This is a genomic window from Paenibacillus sp. FSL R5-0912 (assembly GCF_000758605.1).
GTDB lineage: Bacteria > Bacillota > Bacilli > Paenibacillales > Paenibacillaceae > Paenibacillus_AQ.
Genome location: NZ_CP009282.1, coordinates 6040304 through 6063093, shown reverse-complemented (window position 1 = coordinate 6063093; position 22790 = coordinate 6040304). Strand labels below are relative to the sequence as shown.

At 47.8% G+C, this 22790-nt stretch carries 16 protein-coding genes; 13 read left to right on the top strand and 3 right to left on the bottom strand.

Going from position 1 to position 22790, the window contains the following annotated elements; all coding sequences use genetic code 11:
• Positions 1–5 precede the first annotated feature (5 nt).
• From R50912_RS25600 to R50912_RS25570, 7 genes are all read left to right on the top strand, one after another.
• Entirely contained in the window at positions 6–2156 is a 2151-nt protein-coding gene (locus R50912_RS25600; RefSeq protein WP_052416688.1) for a DUF5054 domain-containing protein, read from the top strand.
• A gap of 48 nt (positions 2157–2204) precedes the next feature.
• Complete coding sequence (locus R50912_RS25595) at positions 2205–3167, top strand: alpha/beta fold hydrolase (protein ID WP_042238782.1); 963 nt, start codon at positions 2205–2207, stop codon at positions 3165–3167.
• A 47-nt stretch (positions 3168–3214) separates the two neighbouring features.
• Positions 3215–4741: a discoidin domain-containing protein gene (locus R50912_RS33550; protein WP_052416687.1), complete on the top strand. Its 1527-nt coding sequence runs from the start codon at positions 3215–3217 to the stop codon at positions 4739–4741.
• Between the two features lie 47 nt (positions 4742–4788).
• A complete protein-coding gene (locus R50912_RS25585; protein ID WP_042238779.1) occupies positions 4789–7185 on the top strand; it encodes a discoidin domain-containing protein in 2397 nt (798 codons plus the stop codon).
• Between the two features lie 868 nt (positions 7186–8053).
• Positions 8054–9013 carry a nucleotidyltransferase domain-containing protein gene (locus tag R50912_RS25580; protein WP_042238777.1) on the top strand — a complete coding sequence of 320 codons (960 nt, stop codon included), beginning with the start codon at positions 8054–8056 and terminating at the stop codon, positions 9011–9013.
• A 14-nt stretch (positions 9014–9027) separates the two neighbouring features.
• Positions 9028–9636, top strand: a complete 609-nt coding sequence (locus R50912_RS25575; protein WP_042238774.1) for a Cap15 family cyclic dinucleotide receptor domain-containing protein — start codon at positions 9028–9030, stop codon at positions 9634–9636.
• Between the two features lie 331 nt (positions 9637–9967).
• Entirely contained in the window at positions 9968–10657 is a 690-nt protein-coding gene (locus tag R50912_RS25570) for a hypothetical protein (protein WP_197072981.1), read from the top strand.
• A gap of 563 nt (positions 10658–11220) precedes the next feature.
• Here R50912_RS25570 and R50912_RS25560 read toward each other — a convergent pair.
• The 3 genes from R50912_RS25560 to R50912_RS25550 all read right to left on the bottom strand — a co-directional run bounded on the left by R50912_RS25560 (position 11221) and on the right by R50912_RS25550 (position 14640).
• Positions 11221–12087 carry an IS3 family transposase gene (locus R50912_RS25560; RefSeq protein WP_081956649.1) on the bottom strand — a complete coding sequence of 289 codons (867 nt, stop codon included), beginning with the start codon at positions 12085–12087 and terminating at the stop codon, positions 11221–11223.
• An 11-nt stretch (positions 12088–12098) separates the two neighbouring features.
• A complete protein-coding gene (locus R50912_RS25555; RefSeq protein ID WP_042238769.1) occupies positions 12099–12416 on the bottom strand; it encodes a transposase in 318 nt (105 codons plus the stop codon).
• A gap of 235 nt (positions 12417–12651) precedes the next feature.
• Positions 12652–14640, bottom strand: a complete 1989-nt coding sequence (locus R50912_RS25550; protein WP_042238767.1) for an alpha-amylase family protein — start codon at positions 14638–14640, stop codon at positions 12652–12654.
• A 132-nt stretch (positions 14641–14772) separates the two neighbouring features.
• On the opposite strand from R50912_RS25550, the gene R50912_RS25545 reads away from it, so the two are divergent.
• The 6 genes from R50912_RS25545 (at position 14773) to R50912_RS25520 (ending at position 22781) form a co-directional block, all read left to right on the top strand.
• Positions 14773–15681 carry a helix-turn-helix domain-containing protein gene (locus tag R50912_RS25545; protein ID WP_042238765.1) on the top strand — a complete coding sequence of 303 codons (909 nt, stop codon included), beginning with the start codon at positions 14773–14775 and terminating at the stop codon, positions 15679–15681.
• Between the two features lie 233 nt (positions 15682–15914).
• Entirely contained in the window at positions 15915–16691 is a 777-nt protein-coding gene (locus R50912_RS25540; protein ID WP_052416686.1) for an SGNH/GDSL hydrolase family protein, read from the top strand.
• A 58-nt stretch (positions 16692–16749) separates the two neighbouring features.
• Positions 16750–19059: an AraC family transcriptional regulator gene (locus R50912_RS25535; protein ID WP_042238763.1), complete on the top strand. Its 2310-nt coding sequence runs from the start codon at positions 16750–16752 to the stop codon at positions 19057–19059.
• 246 nt (positions 19060–19305) lie between these two features.
• On the top strand, positions 19306–20292 hold the full coding sequence (locus R50912_RS25530) for an ABC transporter permease (protein ID WP_042238761.1): 987 nt from the start codon (positions 19306–19308) through the stop codon (positions 20290–20292).
• Between the two features lie 15 nt (positions 20293–20307).
• Positions 20308–21192: a carbohydrate ABC transporter permease gene (locus tag R50912_RS25525; protein WP_042238760.1), complete on the top strand. Its 885-nt coding sequence runs from the start codon at positions 20308–20310 to the stop codon at positions 21190–21192.
• Between the two features lie 38 nt (positions 21193–21230).
• A complete protein-coding gene (locus R50912_RS25520) occupies positions 21231–22781 on the top strand; it encodes an ABC transporter substrate-binding protein (protein WP_042238758.1) in 1551 nt (516 codons plus the stop codon).
• Positions 22782–22790 lie beyond the last annotated feature (9 nt).

Genomic DNA, 22790 nt, shown 5'->3' with positions numbered 1-22790 from the left:
CTGGTATGTCGTTATCAAAGAGTGTGAATACCCAAATTGAAACCGTCCATATCGTATTCAAGACGCATTTGGATATCGGTTTTACGGACTTCGCAGATCATGTAATTGCCCGGTATCGGAGTGAGTATATTCCGAAAGCCATCGCACTGGCGGAAGAACTGGCAGCGAGCAGTGGACCTGAACGCTTCCTCTGGACGACGGGCTCTTGGTTGATTCACCATGTTTTACGGACTGGCACGCCGCCAGAGGCCGAGAGACTAAAGAATGCCATCGAAGCTGGTCATATCGTCTGGCATGGACTGCCGTTCACGACGCATACCGAGCTTATGGATACATCCTTGTTTCGATATGGACTGTCCCTATCCTCAAAGATGGACCTCAGGTTCGGGAAACGGACGATAGCGGCCAAAATGACGGATGTTCCGGGACATACGATTGCAATGATTCCTCATATGGCACAAGCGGGTCTTCAATACTTGCACCTCGGTGTGAACCCGGCGTCTAAGGTGCCATCCGTCCCCAAAGTGTTCCGCTGGCTGAATGAGCAGGACGGTTCGGAGATTATCGTTAATTATGCTTCCAACTATGGAGAAGAAATGATCCTCGAAGGAATGAATGATGTGCTAATCTTCGCGCATACCGGGGACAACTGCGGACCTCCATCTGCAGGGGAGATTGTCCGGCAATTCGCAAGTCTTGCGGCGAAGTACCCGAATGCCGAGATCAAGGCATCGACCCTCAACGCCTTTGCGGAGAAGTTGTTGATGCGCAGGGAGCAACTTCCCGTCGTCCGTGAGGAAATCGGGGATACATGGATTCACGGAGCAGGAACAGATCCGTTTAAGGTCTCGCGATACCGCGAGCTGCTGCGGCTGAAGGAGAAGTGGCTCCGGGAGGAAAGGTGGACGGAAGAATCGGAGGAGTATATTGCTTTCTGTGAGTCTCTGCTCCTTATTCCCGAGCATACATGGGGCATGGACGAAAAGAAGCACTTGTGCGATTTTCGGAACTATTCAAAGGGTGCCTTCCGGAGTGCAAGGCAGTCAGACCAGGTTGCGGAGGATGCAGTTCCGGCCAAATTTGCTTATATCGGAGCATTCGCGATGGATGAAGCGGACCGGTTAACCCAAGGCGCTTCCCAAGAGGTAAATCCATCCCGATCATTCTCCCGATTCGAGTCGTCTTGGGAGGAGCAGCGAAACTACGTAAATGAAGCGGTAGAAGCGTTAAGCGAATCGAAAAGGAATGAGGCGCTGGCCGCGCTGGCATCTCTTTCACCGAAAGACTCAACACTACCGGATCCGGTCCAACTTATGGTTAACACGATTTATAAGCTCGGTGCCTTCGAGGTTTCCTTCGGACCTGACGGTTCGATCCGTCACTTGAAAGACAACAGGGGAAAACAATGGGCTGACCAAGACTTCCCGCTTGGGCTGTATGCTTACGAAACGTTCGGCCCGGCCAATTATGAGCATTGGTTCGGCTGCTATTCAGAGAACCTGGCGGTCACCCATCCATGGGCGGATGCTGATTTTGGAAAGCCGGGAATCGAGCTGCTCGACCCACGGCCGGCCAATCTGCTATATACCGGGAAAGTCGCAAGTTTACAATATCATTCGTTAGATGCGGTGGATGTCTTACGCGTTACTCTCGCTATGCCTGAAGAAGCATCTGAATGCTATGGAGCACCGCGCAGACTTCACTTGGAATACCGTTTCTGCAGGGAACATTCAACAATCGATCTCGTGCTAACGTGGGAGAATAAGGATGCGAATCGTCTGCCAGAAGCATCATGGATTTCTTTCGTTCCAATGCTGGACAATGCCAATAGATGGCGTATTGACAAAATGAACCAATGGGTCAATCCGCTGGAAGTCGTAAAGGATGGCAATCGTTATCTTCATGCCGTGAACCGGGGAATGCGCTATGAGGGGGCGGACGGATCGCTGGCAATCAGCACGCTGGATGCCCCGCTTGTTTCGCCTGGAGCAAGACGGCTGCTTCGCTTCGATAACGAATTTGCTCAGCTGGACGGCGGGATGCATGTCAACCTGCATAACAACGTATGGGGGACTAATTTTCCAATGTGGTATGAAGATGACGCATCATTCCGCTTCAAGCTTAATTTCGGTGTAGCTGGTTCAATAGATGAATGATGCGGTAGACGGGGATACCCCTATTAAATGAAGAAGGGAACGACCATCATGCCAATTGTGGATATGCCGTTGAACGAATTGTACCAATACAAGGGGAGAAACCCCAAACCAGCCGATTTTGATGCCTACTGGGAGCGTGCGCTTGCAGAGCTGCGAGGTGTTGATCCACAGGTACAGCTTGTGCCAAGCGATTTTCAAACGCCCCATGCCGAATGCATGGACTTATATTATAACGGTGTCAGAGGGGCAAGGATTCACGCCAAATATATCCGTCCGAAGGGGGGGGAGGGACCTCATCCAGTAGTCCTTCTGTTTCATGGATACACCAGCAACGCCGGGGATTGGAGCGACAAGCTGAGCTTTGCTTCACTCGGGTTCTCTGTGCTGGCGATGGATGTGCGCGGACAAGGAGGTACCTCCGAGGACCCCGGCGGTGTCAAAGGAACCACCCTGAACGGCCATATTATCCGGGGGCTGGATGATCATCCCGACAACTTGCTGTTCCGGCATATCTTTCTGGATACAGCCCAGCTGGCCAGAATAGCGTTTGAGCTTCCCGATACCGACCCTGCCCGCGTCTACGCGGCAGGAGGTTCACAAGGCGGCGCGCTTACACTGGCTTGCGCGGCTCTGGAGCCCCGGATATCAAAGCTTGCTCCGGTATTTCCATTTCTGTGCGACTATAAAAGGGTGTGGGAGATGGATTTGGCCAAGGATGCGTACCAGGAGCTTCGCAGCTTCTTTAGGAATCATGACCCGCTGCATGAACAGGAGGAGGAGATTTTTACCCGGCTGGGTTATATCGATCTGCAGCATCTGGCGGGCCGGATTTACGGGGAGGTGCTGATGTTTATTGGTCTGATGGACAATGTCTGCCCGCCTTCTACCCAATTCGCTGCGTATAACAAAATAAATGCGATGAAACAGCTTGTGGTCTATCCTGACTACGGACATGAAAATTTGCCTGGATCAAACGACATGACGATGCAATTTCTGCTCGGAAAAAATTGAAAGAGCCGTTCCGATGTTGTGTTTACAACAATATGAGGAGAGATCTCATGATAGGCAAAAAAATAATAACCCTAACTACTATCGCCTTGTTGATCTGTGCGGTGATGTTAAACCTGTCGACAATCTCAAAAGCGGATGGAACAAATCTGGCATTGTCAGCAACAGCCAGCACAACAAGCAACGGCGGCCAAACTGCGACGAGTAATGTGAATGACGGCTCAAATTCAACAGGACTCGTTAGCACGGATAATCCAAGCTTTCCGCAGTACGTAACCTTGAATTGGAGTACAGCGCAAGCCTTCAATGCTGTAACACTCTCTACGAATTACGCTCAAGGCCAGGGTCCCACGAACTGGGATATACAGCTGTCTGCAGATGGCAGCACCAATTGGACAACGGTTGCCTCATCGGGAACAATTGCCTGGACGACTAACGGCTTTGCAGAATCCAAGCAGCTGACCTTTACCCCTGTCACTCATATGAAGGGAGTAAGGATTAAGATTAATAGTGCGAATCTCTCTTGGTCTCATTACGCAGTAACAGAGATCGAGGTCGTAGACACCAGGATAGCTTCCCCCATTAAAGTGGCTGCTGTCGGTGATAGTATCACATTTGGGTTAGGGGCTAGCAACCAGCCTGCAACAAGTTATCCGGCTCAGCTGCAGAGTTTGTTGGGTCCAGGGTATGTAGTGAACAATTACGGGGTATCCGGTAGGACGATGCTGAAAAAGGGTGACTACCCTTATTGGAATGAACAGGTGTACTCAGACAGTAAGAACTGGCTTCCTGATATTGTAATTATCCAGCTGGGTACGAACGACTCCAAATCAGAAAACTGGCAGTATAAGAATGAGTTTATCAGCAATTATGTAGAAATGATTAACAGTTACAAAAATTTGCCCTCACATCCTAAGGTTTATGTTGCGCTCAGTCCTACAGTGTATCCCGGGGTTTGGGGAGTATACGATTCCGTCGTAAGTGGGGAAGTTGTCCCGTTAACAATTCAGGCGGCCAAACAAGCAGGCGTGCCTGTGATCGATAATAATACGGTAACTCAAAACATGATTGATAATTTCCCGGATCATTTGCATCCGAATGATTCAGGATATCAAGTGCTTGCGGGCAACATTTACAATTCGCTGACCAATCTGGCATTGGGCAAACCAGCTTTGGCAAGCGGATCAGCCAATGGCCAAGGACCGGAACTGGCATTTGACGGTTCTACAGAGTCGGATTGGGTTGTACCTGGAGAGACGAGTTGGCTGCAGATTGATTTGGGATCTCTTCAGCCAATCGGCAGATATGTGGTCAAGCATGCAGGAGGCTATGAGTTTTGGGCGCCCCAAAGTCTTAACACAAGGGATTTTAAACTTCAGGTCAGTAACGATGGGAACTCTTGGACGGATGCTGATACGGTCACAGGGAATACAGCGGATATAACAGAGAGAAATGTCAGCGCAAGCGGCAGATACGTACGATTATATATTACAAATCCACAGACAGAATCAACATACAGAGGGGCAAGAATATATGAATTTGGCATTTGGGAAAATCCAGTGCAGATATCGCCTTGAAGGCTTAAGGGTATAGATGATTAAAAAAACTGTCAGGAGGAATCTGCATGAGCCATTCTTTACAAAAGAATATTAAAGTGCGCGTAGGGATAGTGTTGGCGATCGTTCTATTCTTAAGTCTAATAAATACTGCCTCTGTTACGAATGCGGCAACGGTTATTTCCAAGGTTTCGATTACAGACGCAGGGAGGTCATACCTCGAAGTGGACGGCAAGCCGTTTAATCCAATTGCTGTCCAATTGAGAGTTGACCGTATGCTATGGTATGGCGGAAAAACATTAGCGGATACTGCCGCTTTTTATACAGATGCAAAGGATCAGGGCTTTAATACGATAAGCATTCCCTTGCCATGGAGCCAGATGGAGCCTACGCAGAACAATTATGATTGGACCTGGCTGGATTCCTTTATCACTAATAGTAAAAACAATGGACTGAAACTTGAAATTTTATGGTTCGGCACGCTTGTGGCCGGTAGTGGTTGTTCTAACTTCCTGCCGTCTTATATCACAAGCGATACTTCGACGTATACCAGACATATTAATAGTGACGGTTCTATCTATTCATATAATAACGGGTACGATGGAACTTGTACGGGATACAGCTTTGCAGACGCAGACACGTTGAACCGGGAAAAGGTAGCGTTAGAGGCTATTTTGAACCATTTGGCTTCCTTTGATACCGCTCATACGACAATAGGAATCCAGGTTAATAACGAGTCTATGGTAAATGCGCTGGCATGCAGCGGAGGTGGGGAGTGGGACCGTTCCTACGATCCGGAAACAACGGCGGCTTATAATGCCTCTGGTTATACAAATGGGGCTGCATTCGCAGAGCATCAGCTCGCCATTTATCAAGATCAGCTAGCTCAGGTCATCAAACAAAGTAATTATTCCGTTTACACGCGAATGAATTACTGGTGCCAGAATGCTTCAATTATTAATAATTTGCTAAACTATGCCCCTAATATAGACTTCTGGGGGAATGATCCCTATACTGCGCAAATTAATAATATCCAAAACTCAATAAACCCTTCGACTAAATTTCTGTCAATTTCAGAAAACAGTCCATATACAAATACCCCTTATCTATATTTAGCTGCTTATGATAAGGGAGCCGTACATTATGCGATTTATCAAATGGCATTTCAATCCATTGACGGAGAAGGGATGGTGAATCTGGACCATACCTGGAGACCGCATGCTGCCATTATTGCCGCTGCCAATCATCAATTGGCGAAAGAGCCCTTGTTAACAACCTATAAATCAGGAACCGATATTAGCTACTTCTACAATCCCAATTCAACGAGCAGTGAAACCAAATCAATCGGCTTTGATGTGAACTTCAGTACGACTAATTCCGGATTGGGCGTAGCGCTTAAAACAAACAGTGATATCATGCTTATGGGTTTAGGCGGAGGCGGTACATTTAGAGTTACGAACAGAATACCGAATTCAGCAGAAATTGGTTATTATGATGCTAATCACAATTGGGTATCGACGGGTTCCAAAAGCGTTACAAATAATACAGATGGTACGTTCTCTGTAAATATAAGCGGAACAGAATACGTTAGACTTCATTACAATAACGGTATTCCGGCAGGTCCAGCCAATCTCGCTTTAACTGCCACTGCAAGCACAACAAGCAATAATGGCAATGGGCCGGCAAGTAATGTCAATGACGGGACGAGTGCGGGAATTATTAGCATCGACAACCCCGGATTTCCGCAATATGTTACCTTAAATTGGAACGCCGGGCAATCCTTTAACACTGTAAAACTATTTTCAAACTATGCTCAAGGTCAAGCTCCGACAAACTGGGATATCCAGGTATCGGCTGACGGAAGCACGAATTGGACAACAGTAGCCTCTTCAGGAACCGTTAACTGGACTACGAACGGCACCGCAGAAGCCAAAGAAATCTCCTTTAATCAGGTGACCAACAAGAAGGGGGTAAGAATCAAGATTAACAGTGCTAATCTAACTTGGTCACACTATGCTATAGAGGAGCTTTCGGTATACAATAATAACATTGCTCTGTTTGCTATCCCAAGTACGACCAGCAACGATGGCCAGTTTCCGACGGGCAATGTCAATGACGGTGATCCCAGAACGGGAGTCGTGAGCATGAATAACCCAAGCTCTCCACAGTATGTTACCTTGAATTGGGGTACGGCTCAGACAGTTAGTGCAGTAAACCTGTCTTCGACTTATGCTCAAGGCCAGGCCCCGACGAACTGGGATATCCAGGTGTCAGCAAACGGGAGTACCAATTGGACAACCGTAGCCTCTTCGGGTGCAGTGGCTTGGTCGACGAACGGTCCAACAGATTCCAGGCTGTTATCCTTTACTCCTGTTAACAATGTGCAAGGAGTTAGGGTTAAGATTAATAGTGCGAATCTCACATGGTCTCATTACGCAATAGCTGAGATAGAGGTATTTAACTGAATTTCATAGATGAGATTTTTTCTTCCGCTCACGGGAGGCGTTAATTTAATGAACAGGGACAGTCTAGGATTTTATCTCGTCCTTTGCTGTCCCTATTTCATTTTCTAAGGTTAGTATAAAATTTATTTTATGGAGTTTGACGGTAAGACATTTTGAAAAGCAGCATAGGACTTTATAGTTTTTTAACGTAAAGACGTCATGTTGAATGAGAATTTTAATAAAAACATACATTGGGTAGTTCACTTTATTGAATTGAAAGGAAACCATTTTGCTACCATACTTTTTTTATCTTTCAGTTGAGGCATAGTCTATAAAATTCGAACAAAAAATATATAAATTAAGAGTTTTGTCGTTTATATGGTCGAGACGGCAGGATTAAAACCTGCGACCATTTGCTCCCGAAGTAAAAAAATGTTCATTTTATAAAGCATTTTACGATAGGTATAGTCATTATAAAATTTATTATAAATGCGCATAAGATTAATTATGCGCTGTTTTAGTGCTTTTTAAGTTATAAAATACCCAAACGAAAACACATTAATTTAACGCTCAAAGATAAAAAATATTAGACTGAAGGATGCTCATTAAGCTATATGAACGGGTAGTTTATGAACACTAATGCTCAAACCATAACTTAAGAAAAAGAGAGCAGTTTACAAGAAGATATCAGTTAGGGTGCCATAGAATTAGGAGGATTCATAACTATAGCATCAATATAGTCGAAAGCTTAGAGATGTTTGTAAAGGTGCTTAAGTATAATAGATTTTTAAGAGTAATTATTAATTGGAATTATATGATTAAAAGAATATAATTGGATTAATACAAACGCTTGTTCCTGAATTTAAAATGTCTTAATGGAGGAATTGGTATGAAATTTACTGAGACTATGTTAAATAATTATTCCCAGCCCCTAAGTCAAACTGAGGATCAGCAATGCAAAAATGCAATTAGTATGGTTGTGAACGCTTTAAAACCATTGGGCTTCCAAGAAAAAAGAAACAGTGTGGAGCCCATGTATGCTGAAACATATGCATATTTCCAAGAGCTTGAATCTTCATCTGGGAAAAAAATCAAGGTTTTTCTACAAGGTTCGTACGCAAACAATACTAATGTGAGAACACAAAGTGATGTAGATATTGCTGTTGTAGAGGAAGATGTATTTCAAACCCATTATAGAGCGGGTGTTAGTAATTCGAATTATGGATTTGTAACCGTTCAAGCTCAAGCCAAAACCTTCAAAGATGAAATTGAAGATGCATTAAGAGAACGTTTTGGTTCAGATGTAAAAAGAAAAAATAAATCTATTAAGATAAATGGAAACTCATATCGAAAAGATGCTGACTCAGTACCTTGCCGCAGATATAAGGATTTCCGTTATGATTATAGTAACAATCCAATGAATTATGTAGGAGGAATTACTATCATTGCGGATTCGGGAGAGGAAATTATAAATTATCCGGAACAACATATAAAAAATGGTAAAGAAAAAAATGTTGCCACTAATCACTACTATAAGAAAATGGTTCGTATTATCAAAAAAATTCGTTACTTAATGGATGAAAACGGTATACCCTCTGCTAATAATGTTAGTTCATTTGCGTTAGAGTCATTACTGTGGAATATACCAACAGAGTATTATTTGGAGTATAAAGAACATCGTAAAGTTTTTATGTTTTACATGTTAATGCGCCATTTGCAAAATAAACAAAGTGAACTTACTTATTATAAAGAAGCCAATGGCATTAAATTATTGTGCCCGACCAGCGATAGTATTGAGAAAATGAAATTATTTATTTCTGATCTAACTGAATTCTATGAATACGATTAAGGGAGGAAATCACCTTGTATAATTCCAATGTATATTGGCGCATTTGGATCATTTTAGGAATAATTATATTTATTACGATGGTATTATTTAAGGGACCTCCATATAACTTTTTTATAATTGCATCCGCAGCTAGTGCTGCAGGTATATCCCTACTATTAGAAACATTATTATTTAAGCAATTTATATGGAAAAAATTCCCTCATTTGTTCCACCCTTGGTTATGCACAGTACCTTATATAGGAGGGAAATGGGAGGGGATGATTTTTTCAGATTATATTGATAAAGCCACTCAAAAAAAAGGAGCACCTATACCAACCACTATGGAAATCAAGCATGAATTTGATAAGATAAAAGTGACGCTCGAAACTCAGAAGAGTTATAGTAGCAGCTACACAAGTGATATTTGGATAGATGAGGCTGGCCGAAAGTATCTCTGTTACACATATTATAACGATGCTGATGAAAATAGAGATACCAATCCTAATCATGATGGTACAGCTAAACTGAGAATTAAATTAAATTCAGAAGGAGAACCTTTTTTGGAAGGGCACTACTTTACCGGGAGAAGCACAACCGGGAGTATGAAATTTAAAAGAGTAGATAAAAAAATTTCGAAGGTATAATTGTTTAAGGGTAGATGCAGCAGGCTCCATCTTAAAAAGTCATCACCGACCGTTCAATTTGATAGGAGGCTCTTTATCAGACCAGAGCCTCTTTCAGTTAGAACAGCTACTGGCATTCTTCCCACTTAAATCCTTATAAATAATAAAGAATTCACATACATATGGTTCTACATTAAATATACTATTACTAGACAAAATTGTTCTTTTTTTGAGGTGAAAATTGAAAAATAAACTTTTTAAGTACTTTAAGTCTTCTGCTTCTAGTAAAGCCTTGATTTACAAATATATGCCGACTTTTCATAAGTTATATTTCTTTGTGGTGTGCCTATCGATGGTAGGGGCGTTATCGACGGGGGCCTCAGTTTTATTTCTTACATCAATTCCTAAGTGGTTATTAATTTCATTGCCTGCTACTGTCCTTCTCATAGCCACCTTATTCGGAATGAATCGGATTTTGGCACACAAAGCAATGAAAGTCATAAAACAGAAATATTCCATAAATATAAAACCAAAACAATGGCAAACAACTGTTTCAGAAATACAAATCCATTTAATAACCGAATACCTAATTGAAAATGGAATGTATTCAAAGTGGAAGATAGAAAAATTAATAGATAGCTATCGCGAGGATGAAAAAAAGAAAAAGCTACCACCGTTAATAGCTCCGGGATTATTATTAGCAATTACACTACCTAATATTACACAACTAGTAACTCGAATTTATGCCTATTATAATGTGGAAAAGAATATACCAAATTTTATAAAGAAAACAGAAAATCACTCTATTAACCTTAATATCTCGTTATTTATAGTAATATTCATATTTTCAATAATGATAGTGGCTACTATTGCAAGGTGGAATAGGGTAAAGGATGCGGTTATGGAAGTATTGGAATTTGTGAGAAATAAAGACGGTCCCAAAAGAGAGGCATTAATTGATACGCTTGATGATATCCTTTATCAGATTATGGAGAGGTCAAATGAAGTAGAATCCATAACAAGTCCTCCACACAGACGATAACTTTTTCAACGCTGCTTTTGATCAATTAGAGGTGTCAGTGTAGCATAAAAAGAGCCGGATCCCGTTGGGTATATGACAGACCATGGTGGCATTGTGGAAGGATATATACGCCTGAGTTAATAAGAGATAATCGATATTAATATAGAGTTTTTTGATTAATATTATTTAACATTTAGACCACATATATAGGCAGTACAAAAAGACGGTTTCTGAAATTTCAAACTTGATTTTTGATAAAGTACATGAGAGTGCAAATCTAAAATATTTTATTTGGGAGTAATTTATGCAGAAAGTACTATATAAATACCGAGCAATTAATGAATACACGGAGAAAATATTTTCAGATAATGAATTTTGGTACTCAAAGATTGAAAGTCTTAATGATCCTAATGAAGGGATGGTTCGAAGGGTTTCAGCTCAATTGGCGGAAGAGTTCATTAGAAAAACTAAAGAAAATCAGCTTTCCGGTTTTATATTTAGTAGGGTTCTCATTAAAGATTCTTCATTCTTTGGGTTAAATAAGCACGAACTTAGGAATGGACCTCTGTCAACAAAGTGGACGTTCACGCGACCGATTTTCTGTTAAATTGCTCGGCAAAACGGGCAGGCGAAAGATACCCTAGTGCACTGTGGATTCGCTTGCGGTTGTAGTAAAACTCAATATATTGAAAAAGAGCCGTGTACGCCTGCTCCTTGTTTTTGAAACGCGGATTGCAGTAGATGAGTTCTTTCTTTAAAAGGCTATGCCAGGACTCCATACAGGCGTTATCGTAGCAGTTCCCTTTGCGGCTCATGCTTGCTTCCATGTGGTAAGCCTTCAATTGGTCACGGTACTCGTGAGAGGTGTACTGGGAACCCCGGTCCGAGTGGTGCAAGAGTCCTTTTCCCGGCCGTTTAGCAGTGTAGGCATCCTGTAAGGCATCCAGGACCAGACGGGTTTCCATATGGTCGTATAAACGCCATCCTACAATTTCACGCGTACACAGATCCATGACGCTCGCCAGGTACAGCCGGCCCCCACGGCATGGAATATACGTAATGTCTGTCACCCATACTGTATTGGGTGTAAGGACTTTAAACTGCTGGTTCAAGGTATTCGGGGCAATCGGATGGTTAGGGTTGGAGCTGGTAGTCTGGACACGATACGTCTTGGATACAATGGAGCGGAGCTTCATTTGCCGCATATACACACTTACGGTACGTTCCGTAATGGTAAAGCCCTCTTGGTGCAGCAGCCGGGTGATCTTGGGACTCCCATATCGCCCCTTCTGATCCTTGAAGTGATAGTTTATTCGCTTCAGGATCGCCGCTTTTCGAAGCTTATACGCTGTTGAAGGGGATCCTGTCCGCCACTTATAGTATCCGCTCCTGGACACCTGTAGGATTTTGCACATCTTCTCCAAGCGGAACTCGGAGCGATGGTTCTCCATGAACTGGAATTTCAGTTCCTTGGTTTGCTGAAGATGTGCACTGCTTTTTTTACGATTGCGAGTTCTTCCTCTACATCGGACAGCTTGCTCTCTTTCTCTTGCAGTAGCCGGTTCACTTCTTTCAACTGGGCTTCAAGTTCCCGGACCCGATCCATGCTGGCTGCCGGTTCATGCTTCAGTTCCCGGTATTGGCTCATCCACTGATGCAGCGTGCTTTTGGGGATATTCAGTTCTTCCGCCAAATCCGCCACCGTTTTCGTTTGCTCTTGAATGAACTGCACGGTCTGCTTTTTGAACTCTTCGTTATAGCGTTGCCGATGTTCTCCCATTGAACACACCTCCGTTAGTCTCATTATCGGCCAGTCTGTTAACGGGCGTCCACCTTTTATTCTAACTGCACTCGGTCCGGATACTCCACGATTTCGCCAGATCTGCTCAAATAACGGAATCTCAGTCCGCCTGCTGAGCGGATAGTTCATATAGATCCCGCCCGGTAAACTTCAACTGAGGTGAAACGCAATCAATAAGTATGATCTGGATTCACCTGTAGGTGAATTTTGTTTTTTAACGGGCCAGCTCGATCACTGCCATCTGGTGATTCTCCATGTAAGGAATCGTGTACGAGATTTCACCCTCCGGACTTACTGTAAACGGCAGCTCAGTCATCGAAGGAGCCAGATAGACCCGCTGGACTTGGGCAGGAGACGGAATTTGCAGGCTGACAGAAATGTCCCGCAGCGGCACGATGTCCTCGATGACTTCGATACGGCCCTTCAGTGCAGGGGCGGCATAGAGCAGATGGTGCACATAGCGCTTCTCTGCCGGCTGGTACTGCAGGGTTGTTATTCCCCGGGCTGGCAGACCGGTGCGCAGGGTGGGACGCGGCAGCAGCCGGGACAGTGCATGGAGCACCATCTCTTTGAGGATAAGGTGGCCGCCTTCCGCATAGTCACTGAACACATCCCAGGCGATGTAGATTCCGCTGCTGCTCTCAACCATGGCCGGTCCCTTATCTTCTCTGGTACCAGGTGTATGCTGATGCGAACAGAAAGTAAAGACATCGCGGTTGAAATACGGGTTCTCCAGGTGACCCAGCGATTGTCCTTCCCGCAATTCTACCAGCTGACCTTCACCATACATTACATAGGAAGCAGGCAGGAGGGCGCCGGGAGTGAAATACGGCTTAAAGTAAGAAGGCCGGTAGGCATTGGCTCCCAGCCAGCTTATTCCCAGATTCAGCGCAAAAGCATCACCTGCCGTATTGAGTCCTGAATGGCCAGTGGCCAACACTTTGCCGCCTTCAGCGGTAAAGGCTTCGATAGCGGAAGCCAGTTCCGGCCATACCGGCACTTCATCCGGCAGGATCAGCACTTTGTAAGCGGCAAAATCACTGAATGTATCCACGATATCATACAGGTAATGTCCTTCACTCAGTATACGCACTGCTCCTGCATCAGCCAGATTCCGCTGTCCCTTCAGCGCCTGTCCGTCTGGGCAGGCTTCACGTGCCGCCTCCAGGGACAGGACAGCGATGTCCGCAACGAACTTCACTCCGCTGCACCACTGCTCCTTCGCCTCTACCTCGGCATAGGCAGCGCCGATTAGGGCATAGGTCGCTTCATCCATGAAGCCCGAAGGGTGAAGCTGATCACCGATGGAGCATTTTGCACCGTGGGCAAGGCTGAGCGCGGCCTCATACCGCAGCGCGTTCGGGTGCTTGTAGCCGCCGAATTCGCCCCAGGAGGTATGGAATTTGCCGGTCATGCCGAGAAATTCCATGCCCAGGGTCTGGGCGTACCGTGCTGACAGCGGGAAGTGATCATAGCCCCAGCCTCCGGTCGGAAGTGACTCCAGCTCGAGGTGGCTGTTAACCTGGACAAGATCACGGCGGCCCCGCTGCTGATGACCATTGTTATGATAGACCGGAAGGCCTGGCTTTACCGCGTCAATCGTCTCCCGGACACGGCGTGCATAATTCAGATAAGTCTGTTCACCGAGGGCCGTGACGGCTGCTTCATCGCGGGGATCCTGGCCGGCTGCCTGCATTGCCGAGACGCAGTACTGGCAACGGCATTTACGGCCGCCGACGATATCGAGGAAGATACCGTCAGCATCATAACGGGAGACTACTTCATGGATTTGCGCCAGCAAAACGTCCAGATAAGGTGTATTCATGCAAAACTCATGATAACCCGGCGTCATGAAGTCCTTCACCCAGCGTGTGCGGTCCTCTGCATCACGGATCAGCCACTCGGGATGGCGGCGGGCCAGCTTCTCATCAAGGCCAGCGGACAGATATACCGGCGTCTTGACTCCGATTTCGTGAGCTGCACTGATCATGTCCCCCAAAAGGTCGAAGGAGAGCTGCGGATGGATTTCATTGGCTTCACTGGGATGATAGGCCCAGCCGTGATGGCATTTGGAGAATACCGTAACAGAGTCAACATGACCGGCGCGCAGCATGGACTGAAATTGGGATTTGGAGAAATCTTTGCCGATGCCGGGAATTAATTCAGAAGTATGGAAGTCCAGGTGAACCTGACGAAAACGCATGGATACACAACCCCTTATACGATTTGGATGAAAAGCGGATTCCCAGTCAATGTACCTCTTTTATGCCGGGGCAGCCAGTGATATTATAGACTTTGAATAGCACAAAATCGACTTGGACAGGAGAGATAGCCAGTGCTGTGTCTGGAATTAGCGATTCCGCCGCTGCCGCAATTTGTAACGGTGGGACATGCCGTCTGGCCTCCGGGGGACCGGCATTTCGCCCGCACCTTCGGTGTGTATGATCTGCTGCTGGTGAAGCGCGGAACGCTCTATATGAGAGAAGAGGACAAGGAGTATGCGGTGGGTCCGGGTAAGCTACTGGTGCTGGAGGCGGGACTGTCACATGAAGGTTACCGGGCGTGTGAGGAGGATACAGAAATATACTGGGTGCACTTCATCCATGAATCTAAGCCGGCGTATATCCGGCGGGAGGATATTCCCTGGTCATCCCTGCTGGCCAAGGGAACGGTGGAGGATGAGGAGCCCTCTGCACAGCAGCGCCTGTACATGCCGAAATACGCCACTGTCGATGTAGGGGCGCTGGAGCCGATTCTACATGAGATGAACGAGATACACAACCGGCTGAGTGCAGAAAATGCGCTGCGTCTCCACCTGCTGCTGGCCGGGCTGCTGGAGGCACTTCAGGCAGAATGCATACGGACTGCACAGCCGGAGCCGGCGGTCCGGCTGGCCCGGGCGGCGGCAGGCTACCTGGATGTCCACTGGAGACAGCCGTTCAATCTTGCAGGACTTGAAGAGGAGCTGCATTTCCAGGCGGATTATATTACGAGGTGCATGAAACAGCATATCGGCACCACGCCGCTGCAGTATGTACTCCATCTGCGCCTGGAAGAAGCCAAAAAGCTGCTGGGCGGTACGGTGCTGGGTATTTCGGAAATTGCCGAACGGGTAGGCATTCAAGATCCGAACTATCTGACACGCCTGTTCAGTTCGAGGTTTGGACTGACTCCCGGAGCGTACCGCCGGCGGCTGCGTCAGAGGCAAGATACGGCTGTCTCTACCGAAACGGAGGAAATCTAAGGGCCGCTTCGGGTGCTGCCAAGAGCGCTGCATTTGATAGCAGTACTAGATTGGAGCAAATAGGCTCAAGTCGAATGCGCTGCGTTATTATTAACACGGTCATGTCGATATCATGCTAAAGAAAGTCGGGATCGTTAAGGCGGAAAAGGGCAGGGGGCGCTACCATTAGATTGCAGGAGAACCGCTTGGCATAGGCCAAGCCGGGAAATAGCGCAATGATCAGGAGGGAAGATATGCTGCCTTTAAATATTAATACGATTATCGATAGCGCGATAAAAAAATCCGCGAATCTCAAGATTCTGTTCCTCGGGGACAGCATTACGGCGGATGGACTGTATATCCGCTTAATCCGGGAATGGCTGAAGCAGCACCGTCCGGATCTGGCGGTGGAGTTAATCCCGGGCGGTGTCCCCAGCGAGACGGTCTCGGGCCTTAGCGAAGCGGCGCATCCGTTTCCGCGTCCCTGCATTCATGAACGGCTGGCAAGAGAGCTTGCGGCAGCGTCTCCGGGTGTGGTCGTAGCCTGCTACGGGATGAATGACGGGATTTATCATCCCTTGTCGGGAGAGCGTTTCGCAGCCTATCAGGCGGGGATGCAGCAGCTGAGCACACAAATCCGTGAAGCCGGCGCTGCAGTTGTGCTGATGACACCGCCGCCATTCGATGCCCCGTCAATGAACGGCCAGCTGCAGCCGGCGGATGCGGCTGATTTCAGCTATCTGGCTCCTTACCAGAATTACGATGAGGTGCTGGAGCGTTATGCGGGCTGGCTTCTGTCCGGTGAATGTCCTGCGGACGGCATAATCGATTTGCGCACACCGCTGCTGGAGCATATCCGGCAGGAGCGGTCACTGAATGCCTCGTATAGATATGGCGACGGAATCCATCCGGACGCAGCAGGACACGGGGTAATCGCACGGACACTTCTGCGGAATGTGTTCGATGCAGAGCAGGATACGCTGCCGGGTGCGGAGGAATTCGGGGAGGCGGCCCGCAGAAAAGCGGATTGACAAGCAAAATGGCGCGGGATTATATTAAGGTCACCCTATGAGCCGGGAGAGATCACCTATGAATGTATTGCAGACGATCCGCTCGCGGAAGTATTTACAGCGGATTATACTCAGCTTTATGCTTGTTGTCGCCACGCTGGCTGTGGCTTCCCTATTTGTGAATTCGAATGCCCGCGGCAAGGTGCTCAGCCTGCAGAATGAAGCCGACCGCAAGCTGCTGACCCAAATTAATTACAATATAGAGAACATGAATGGTATCGTGAAGGATTTGGCCGTTTCCCTGTACAATGACGAAGAGCTGCTCGCGCTGAAGTCCGGCGCGGATTACAGGCAGAGCATTCTCAAGATTGAGCGCCTCAACCATACGGTGGCAGCTTCCCCGTATCTGCATGCTGCCGTTTTTTACAACGGGGCCCAGCACCGGTTCTTCTCGTCGCTCAACCATGATATTAACAATAGTCTTCTTTACGGTTCCCTTAAGGACTATATGGCCTCGCGGGCGGATCTGCCGAAGCTGCAGCTGATTCCGCTGGACCTTGACGGTAAGGATGAGGGGATAGACGTATTTGCGATCTTTATATATGACGGGGACACCCTCGGTTCTATTAATGACAATGTGCTGATTCTGACAGTGAAGCCGGGATGGATGCTGGATAACATGAAAGCGCTTAATCATGTGGCGGAACGGGAAGAAGACGTACTCTTCATTACGGACAGTGATGGTGAGGTGCTTATTTCAACCGACGGGATTCTTCCGGCCGGTCTTAATATCAAGGCGGACCTGCTGCCGCGGATTGCTTCTTCGTCTGCGCCGCTTAATTCTTTTAACTATACATTTGGAGACAGGAAGTATAAGGTCACTTATCTGAGCAAAGCGCTGAATAACTGGCAGATTGTCAGCATGCAGGATTACGATGTTGTGCTGGGCAGCGTCCGGCAGATGAAATGGACGGAGATAGCGGTCACGCTGTCTGTTGCTTTGCTCGCTATTCTGCTGTCCGTGTTCTTTGCCTTGCGGCTGTATAAGCCGGTGGGCCAGCTGCTGACGCTGGTGCCGCAGGATGTACGCGGTGCTCCGCAGGCGAAGGATGAGCTGTCGCTGATTGCGGCGAATGTAACCGAGATGATCAGCAAGCTGAAGGGGCTGGAGCTGGAACGGGCCTCGCAGTCCAATATTGCGAAGCTCTACCAGCTGCGCAGCCTGATCGGGTCAAGCCAGAGCCTCGATGAACAGGCATTCCTGCAGATCAGGGAGCAGCACGGAATAGACATCGCTTATCCGTCGCCGCTGCGGCTGGCGCTGGTGCAGATCGACAATCTGCAGGGGCTTGCGGCAGATCCGGGGCTGCCGATGGAATCACTGCTGTACTTTGCCATTGCCAATATCGGCCAGGAGCAGCTGCGGCTGGAAGGCACTTGTGAAGCGGCCGATATGAAAAGCGGCCATCTGGTCTTCATCACCGGCAGCGGAGCCGGGACACTTGCGAAGCTGGAAGAGCGCTTCCGGGAGCTTCAGCAGACGATTTTTGACTACTACCATATTACCTTTACGGTTACACTGAGCGAAGTGTTCACGGATTACCGCTGTATCTCCCGGCATTACAATCTGGCCATGCGTCACTCGAACTACCGGATGGTCTTCGGCAAGGGAGCAGTGATTGAGCCTGAAATGCTGCGGGAGAATGAGCGGAATGAATCGCTGCGTATCCCGCAGGAGCTGGAACGGCAACTGACAGAAGGACTGAAGGGCGGGGATCTGGCAGAAACGGAGCAGACGATCCGCAAATGGAGAGAATTGCTCGGCAGCTTCAACTACGAGAATATGTTCTCGGCGGTTCTTCATCTTGCGGTTACCTTAAGCAATACGCTTGGCGAGATGAACAACCGCAACGTCAACCCGGTATCGGTCAACCTGCAGGCCGTTAACCGGCGTATTCTGGAAAAAGAGACACTGGATGAGATTGAGGCCGTACTTCTGGAGGTTGTACGCGAGGTGGCAGAGCAGCGGCGCAGCGGGCGGGAGGATAAGAACCGGCTGCTGGCCGAAACAGTGAAGGAAATTATTGATAAGCATTACGCCGATCCGGATCTGAATGTACAGCGGATTGCTGATATGCTCAAGATGAACCCGGTCTATCTGGGACAGGTATTCAAAGCGCAGGAAGGCACGACAGTCGTGGATCAGATCAATGCAGCCCGCCTGGCCTATGCCAAAGAGTACCTGGAGCAGAAGGACCTGACCGTTACAGAGATTATGGAAAAGGTCGGGTTCGGCAACGAAAGCTATTTCTACCGTCTGTTCAAACGCCGCTACGGAACGACGCCGAAGGAATACCGCCTGAAGTCCGCCATTGACCGCAGCAAGTAAACAAGCCTCTGCAGCCTTAAGCCAGGCCCGCTAAATGAGCGATGTTCATTTAGCGGGCTTTTTGCTGCGCCACGTATGGCTTCGCCCGGCCGGAACAGGAAACTGGCAACAATACAGCCCCTCTTTACAGCAATCTTGCAATTGTACAGTAACACCGAAGCCTGATTCACGCTATTGTTAGTCATGCAAAGCCTGGTACACAGGCAAACAGCTGCAGCTAAGGAAGGAAAGGAAGGGGCTTTGGTTATGTTGAATAAGGTTCCACTAGCGGAACAAAGAGCAAGTTCAGGTGCGCCGCCGGGAACGCGCAGAAGAACGTGGATTGGAAGAGAGCTTCACCATTTCCGGAACAACCGGGAGCTGTTTCTGCTCTCACTGCCGGGACTCCTGTACAAATTGATTTTTGCGTATATTCCAATGATCGGCCTGATTATCGCCTTCAAAAATTACCGGTATGATCTCGGCATCTTCGGCAGCAAGTGGGTGGGACTGGATAATTTCCGTTATTTATTCACTACGGATACGGCGTGGCGGATAACCCGTAATACGGTTCTATATAATACCGCCTACATTGTGGTAGGTACCTCGGCAGCACTGCTGCTGGCGATTCTGATGAACGAAATCAAGGCCAAGTGGAGCAAGTTCTACCAGACAGCCTTGTTTCTGCCACACTTCCTTTCCTGGGTACTTGTAGGTTATGTGGCCTATGCCTTCTTGAACCATTCGGATGGTTTTATCAACCGCACCCTGGAATCCTTCGGGCTGAATCCGGTGAGCTGGTACCAGAATGCGGGGCCATGGCCGGTGATTCTTATTCTGGTTCAATTATGGAAGGTGGTGGGGTTCAACACGCTGATTTATTTTGCCGGCATTATTGGCATTAACAGCGACTATTACGAGGCAGCGCGGATCGACGGGGCGACCAAACGGCAGATGGCGTTCAAAATCACAATCCCCCTGATGGCCCCGATCATCATCATTATGCTGATCCTGTCTATCGGCAACATGTTCCGCGGCGACTTCGGCCTGCATTATTTTATCCCGAACAACTCAGGTTTTCTCTACGGCTCTACGGATATCATCGATACCTATGTGTACCGTGCGCTGCGTGAAGTCGGTAATGTAAGCATGTCTGCGGCTACAGGCTTTTACCAGTCGGTTGTGGGTCTGGTGCTGGTGCTGACGGCAAACGGAATCGTGCGCAAAATTGATTCTGATAATTCCCTGTGGTAAGGAGGTGCCCTGACAGTGGGCAAGAAATTCGAATTTTCCAAGCTGTTCATTAATCTGCTGTTTACGGTGCTGTCGATTGTGGTCGTCCTGCCGTTTCTGCTGGTCATCGCCGTGTCGCTGACAGATGAGAAGTCGCTGACCGAAAACGGGTATCAGTTTATCCCCAAAAATTTCAGTCTGGATGCCTACCGCTATCTGCTGGATGCTCCTGACATTCTGCTCCGCGCCTATGGAGTGACCTTCACGGTGACCATTATTGGTGCGCTGGCCGGCTTGCTGCTGACCGCGATGACTGCATACGTGATCTCTCGGCAGGATTACCGGTATAACCGGGCGACGACGTTCTATGTATTTTTCACCATGCTGTTCAGCGGGGGACTCGTTCCTTCCTACATTCTCATTACGCAATATCTGCATCTGAAAGACAGCCTGTTGGCGCTGATTCTGCCCATTCTGCTGTCGCCGTTCAACATCATGGTCATGAAAGGCTTCATGTCCAAAATTCCGCTGGAGATCATTGAATCGGCGAAAATTGACGGGGCGCGGGAATTCCGCATTTTCTTCAAGATTATCCTGCCGCTGTCGACGCCTGCGCTGGCTACTCTGGGTCTTCTGATATCCTTCACGTATTGGAACGAATGGTTCAACGCGATGCTCTACATCGACGATCCGAACAAAGTGCCGCTGCAGCTGCTGCTGGTGCGGACGCTCAACAGCATTGAATTTCTCACGACGAACTCTGAATTTACCGGACAGCTGGGCATCGATCTATCGAGTTTCCCCAACAGCTCGGCGCGGATGGCGATTGCCGTACTGGCCGGCGGACCGATGCTGGTGATCTTCCCGTTTTTTCAGCGGTTTTTCGTCAAAGGGCTTACGGTTGGCTCCCTAAAGGGTTAACATACAATTACATGTACAAAGTACAGGAGGTCACTTACATGAAAAAGAAGCTGTTTGGAGTTCTGGCATCTGTATTGCTTGTTGGATCGGTGCTATCCGGCTGCGGAGGCAACAATAACGGCGGCAATAGCAATGCCGGGAAGGGCGCGGAAGGAAGCGGAGCGGAAAGCACGCAAAGTGCAGCTCCGGAATCAGGAAACGCAGGCGAGCTGAAGCCGGTCGAACTGACCTGGTATTATCCGCTGTCGCAGCTGCAGGCCGATCAGGAGAAGGTGCAGGAGGAAGTCAACAAGATTGTGAAGGCGAAGATTAATGCCACAGTGAAGCTGATGCCTGTTGCGATCGGGGACTATGTGCAGAAGATGAACACGGTGCTTGCAGCGGGCGAGAAGTTCGACATTCTCTGGACCGGCTACATGCTGAAGCCCGAAGAGCTGGTGCGCAAAGGTGCCATCCAGCCGATGGATGCCCTGCTGGATGAATATGCGCCGGAGCTTAAGGCAGATGTGCCGCAGGTAATGTGGGACGGTCTGTCGGTCGACGGGGAAATTTACGGTATCCCGAACCAGCAGATCAACGGCTCCCGTTATGGCTTCATCATCCAGAAGCGCTTCGCCGACAAGTACAAACTTGACACCGCTTCCATCAAGAAGATAGCGGATATCGAACCGTTCCTGGCCCAAATCAAGCAAAATGAACCGGACATCATTCCGTTTGGCGTATTCGGCACTTCCTTCATCAATCCGCAGTCCCATGACGACAAATATTGGGTAGTTCCGGGGCTGGATGACCATTTCTATATCAAAACGGATGATCCTACGTATACGCTGCAGCGTTATCCGGAAGAAGAGCTGGACAATTTCCGGCTGGCCAGCAAATGGTATAAGGAAGGCTATATTTACAAGGATGCCGCTACCGAAAAAGCGAATGATTACCTGGCCAAAGGCCAAATTGCAGTCGATTTCAATGTTACTCTCAAGCCGGGTGTGGAGGCTGAGGTGAAGGCCAAAAACGGCGGCAACGAAGTTATTACTGTACCGCTTAGCGACTGGTTCTCCAACGGCTATTCGGCTACGACCAACCAGTCGATCAGCCGTACGGCCCCTAATCCGGAACGTGCGATGATGTTCCTTAATCTGGTGAATACCGACAAGGAGCTGTACAATCTGCTCTGCAATGGTGTTGCCGGTGAACACTATGATAAGGCCGATGGGGATTACATCAAGGCAAAGGCGGATTCCCGTTATCTGCCGAATATGGACTGGGTTTTTGGCAGCGTATTCAACTCCTATCTGAAAGAAGGGCAACCGGAGAATGTCTGGGAAGAGACCAAAAAGATCAATTCCAATTCAGAGGTCAATCCTGTAGGTGCCTTCAAGTTCAATTCCGAGCCGGTGAATACGGAGATCGCCAACCTGAATGCGGTCTGGGGTGAATATAAACGGGGACTGGTTACGGGAACACTCGACTTCGAAGAAACCTGGCCTGCATTATACGGTAAGCTGAAGGAAGCGGGCGAAGAGAAATATGTAACAGAGGTAACCAAACAATTCGAGCAATTCCTTAAGGATAAAGGCCTGAAGAAATAAGCCTCATAG

Bases quoted from the DNA above. Each gene is read 5' to 3' on its own strand.
- R50912_RS25600 (WP_052416688.1), top strand. From the start codon at position 6: ATGTCGTTATCAAAGAGTGTGAATACCCAAATTGAAACCGTCCATATC.
- R50912_RS25595 (WP_042238782.1), top strand. From the start codon at position 2,205: ATGCCAATTGTGGATATGCCGTTGAACGAATTGTACCAATACAAGGGG.
- R50912_RS33550 (WP_052416687.1), top strand. From the start codon at position 3,215: ATGATAGGCAAAAAAATAATAACCCTAACTACTATCGCCTTGTTGATC.
- R50912_RS25585 (WP_042238779.1), top strand. From the start codon at position 4,789: ATGAGCCATTCTTTACAAAAGAATATTAAAGTGCGCGTAGGGATAGTG.
- R50912_RS25580 (WP_042238777.1), top strand. From the start codon at position 8,054: ATGAAATTTACTGAGACTATGTTAAATAATTATTCCCAGCCCCTAAGT.
- R50912_RS25570 (WP_197072981.1), top strand. From the start codon at position 9,968: ATGGTAGGGGCGTTATCGACGGGGGCCTCAGTTTTATTTCTTACATCA.
- R50912_RS25560 (WP_081956649.1), bottom strand. From the start codon at position 12,087: ATGGAGAACCATCGCTCCGAGTTCCGCTTGGAGAAGATGTGCAAAATC.
- R50912_RS25555 (WP_042238769.1), bottom strand. From the start codon at position 12,416: ATGGGAGAACATCGGCAACGCTATAACGAAGAGTTCAAAAAGCAGACC.
- R50912_RS25550 (WP_042238767.1), bottom strand. From the start codon at position 14,640: ATGCGTTTTCGTCAGGTTCACCTGGACTTCCATACTTCTGAATTAATT.
- R50912_RS25540 (WP_052416686.1), top strand. From the start codon at position 15,915: ATGCTGCCTTTAAATATTAATACGATTATCGATAGCGCGATAAAAAAA.
- R50912_RS25535 (WP_042238763.1), top strand. From the start codon at position 16,750: ATGAATGTATTGCAGACGATCCGCTCGCGGAAGTATTTACAGCGGATT.
- R50912_RS25530 (WP_042238761.1), top strand. From the start codon at position 19,306: ATGTTGAATAAGGTTCCACTAGCGGAACAAAGAGCAAGTTCAGGTGCG.
- R50912_RS25520 (WP_042238758.1), top strand. From the start codon at position 21,231: ATGAAAAAGAAGCTGTTTGGAGTTCTGGCATCTGTATTGCTTGTTGGA.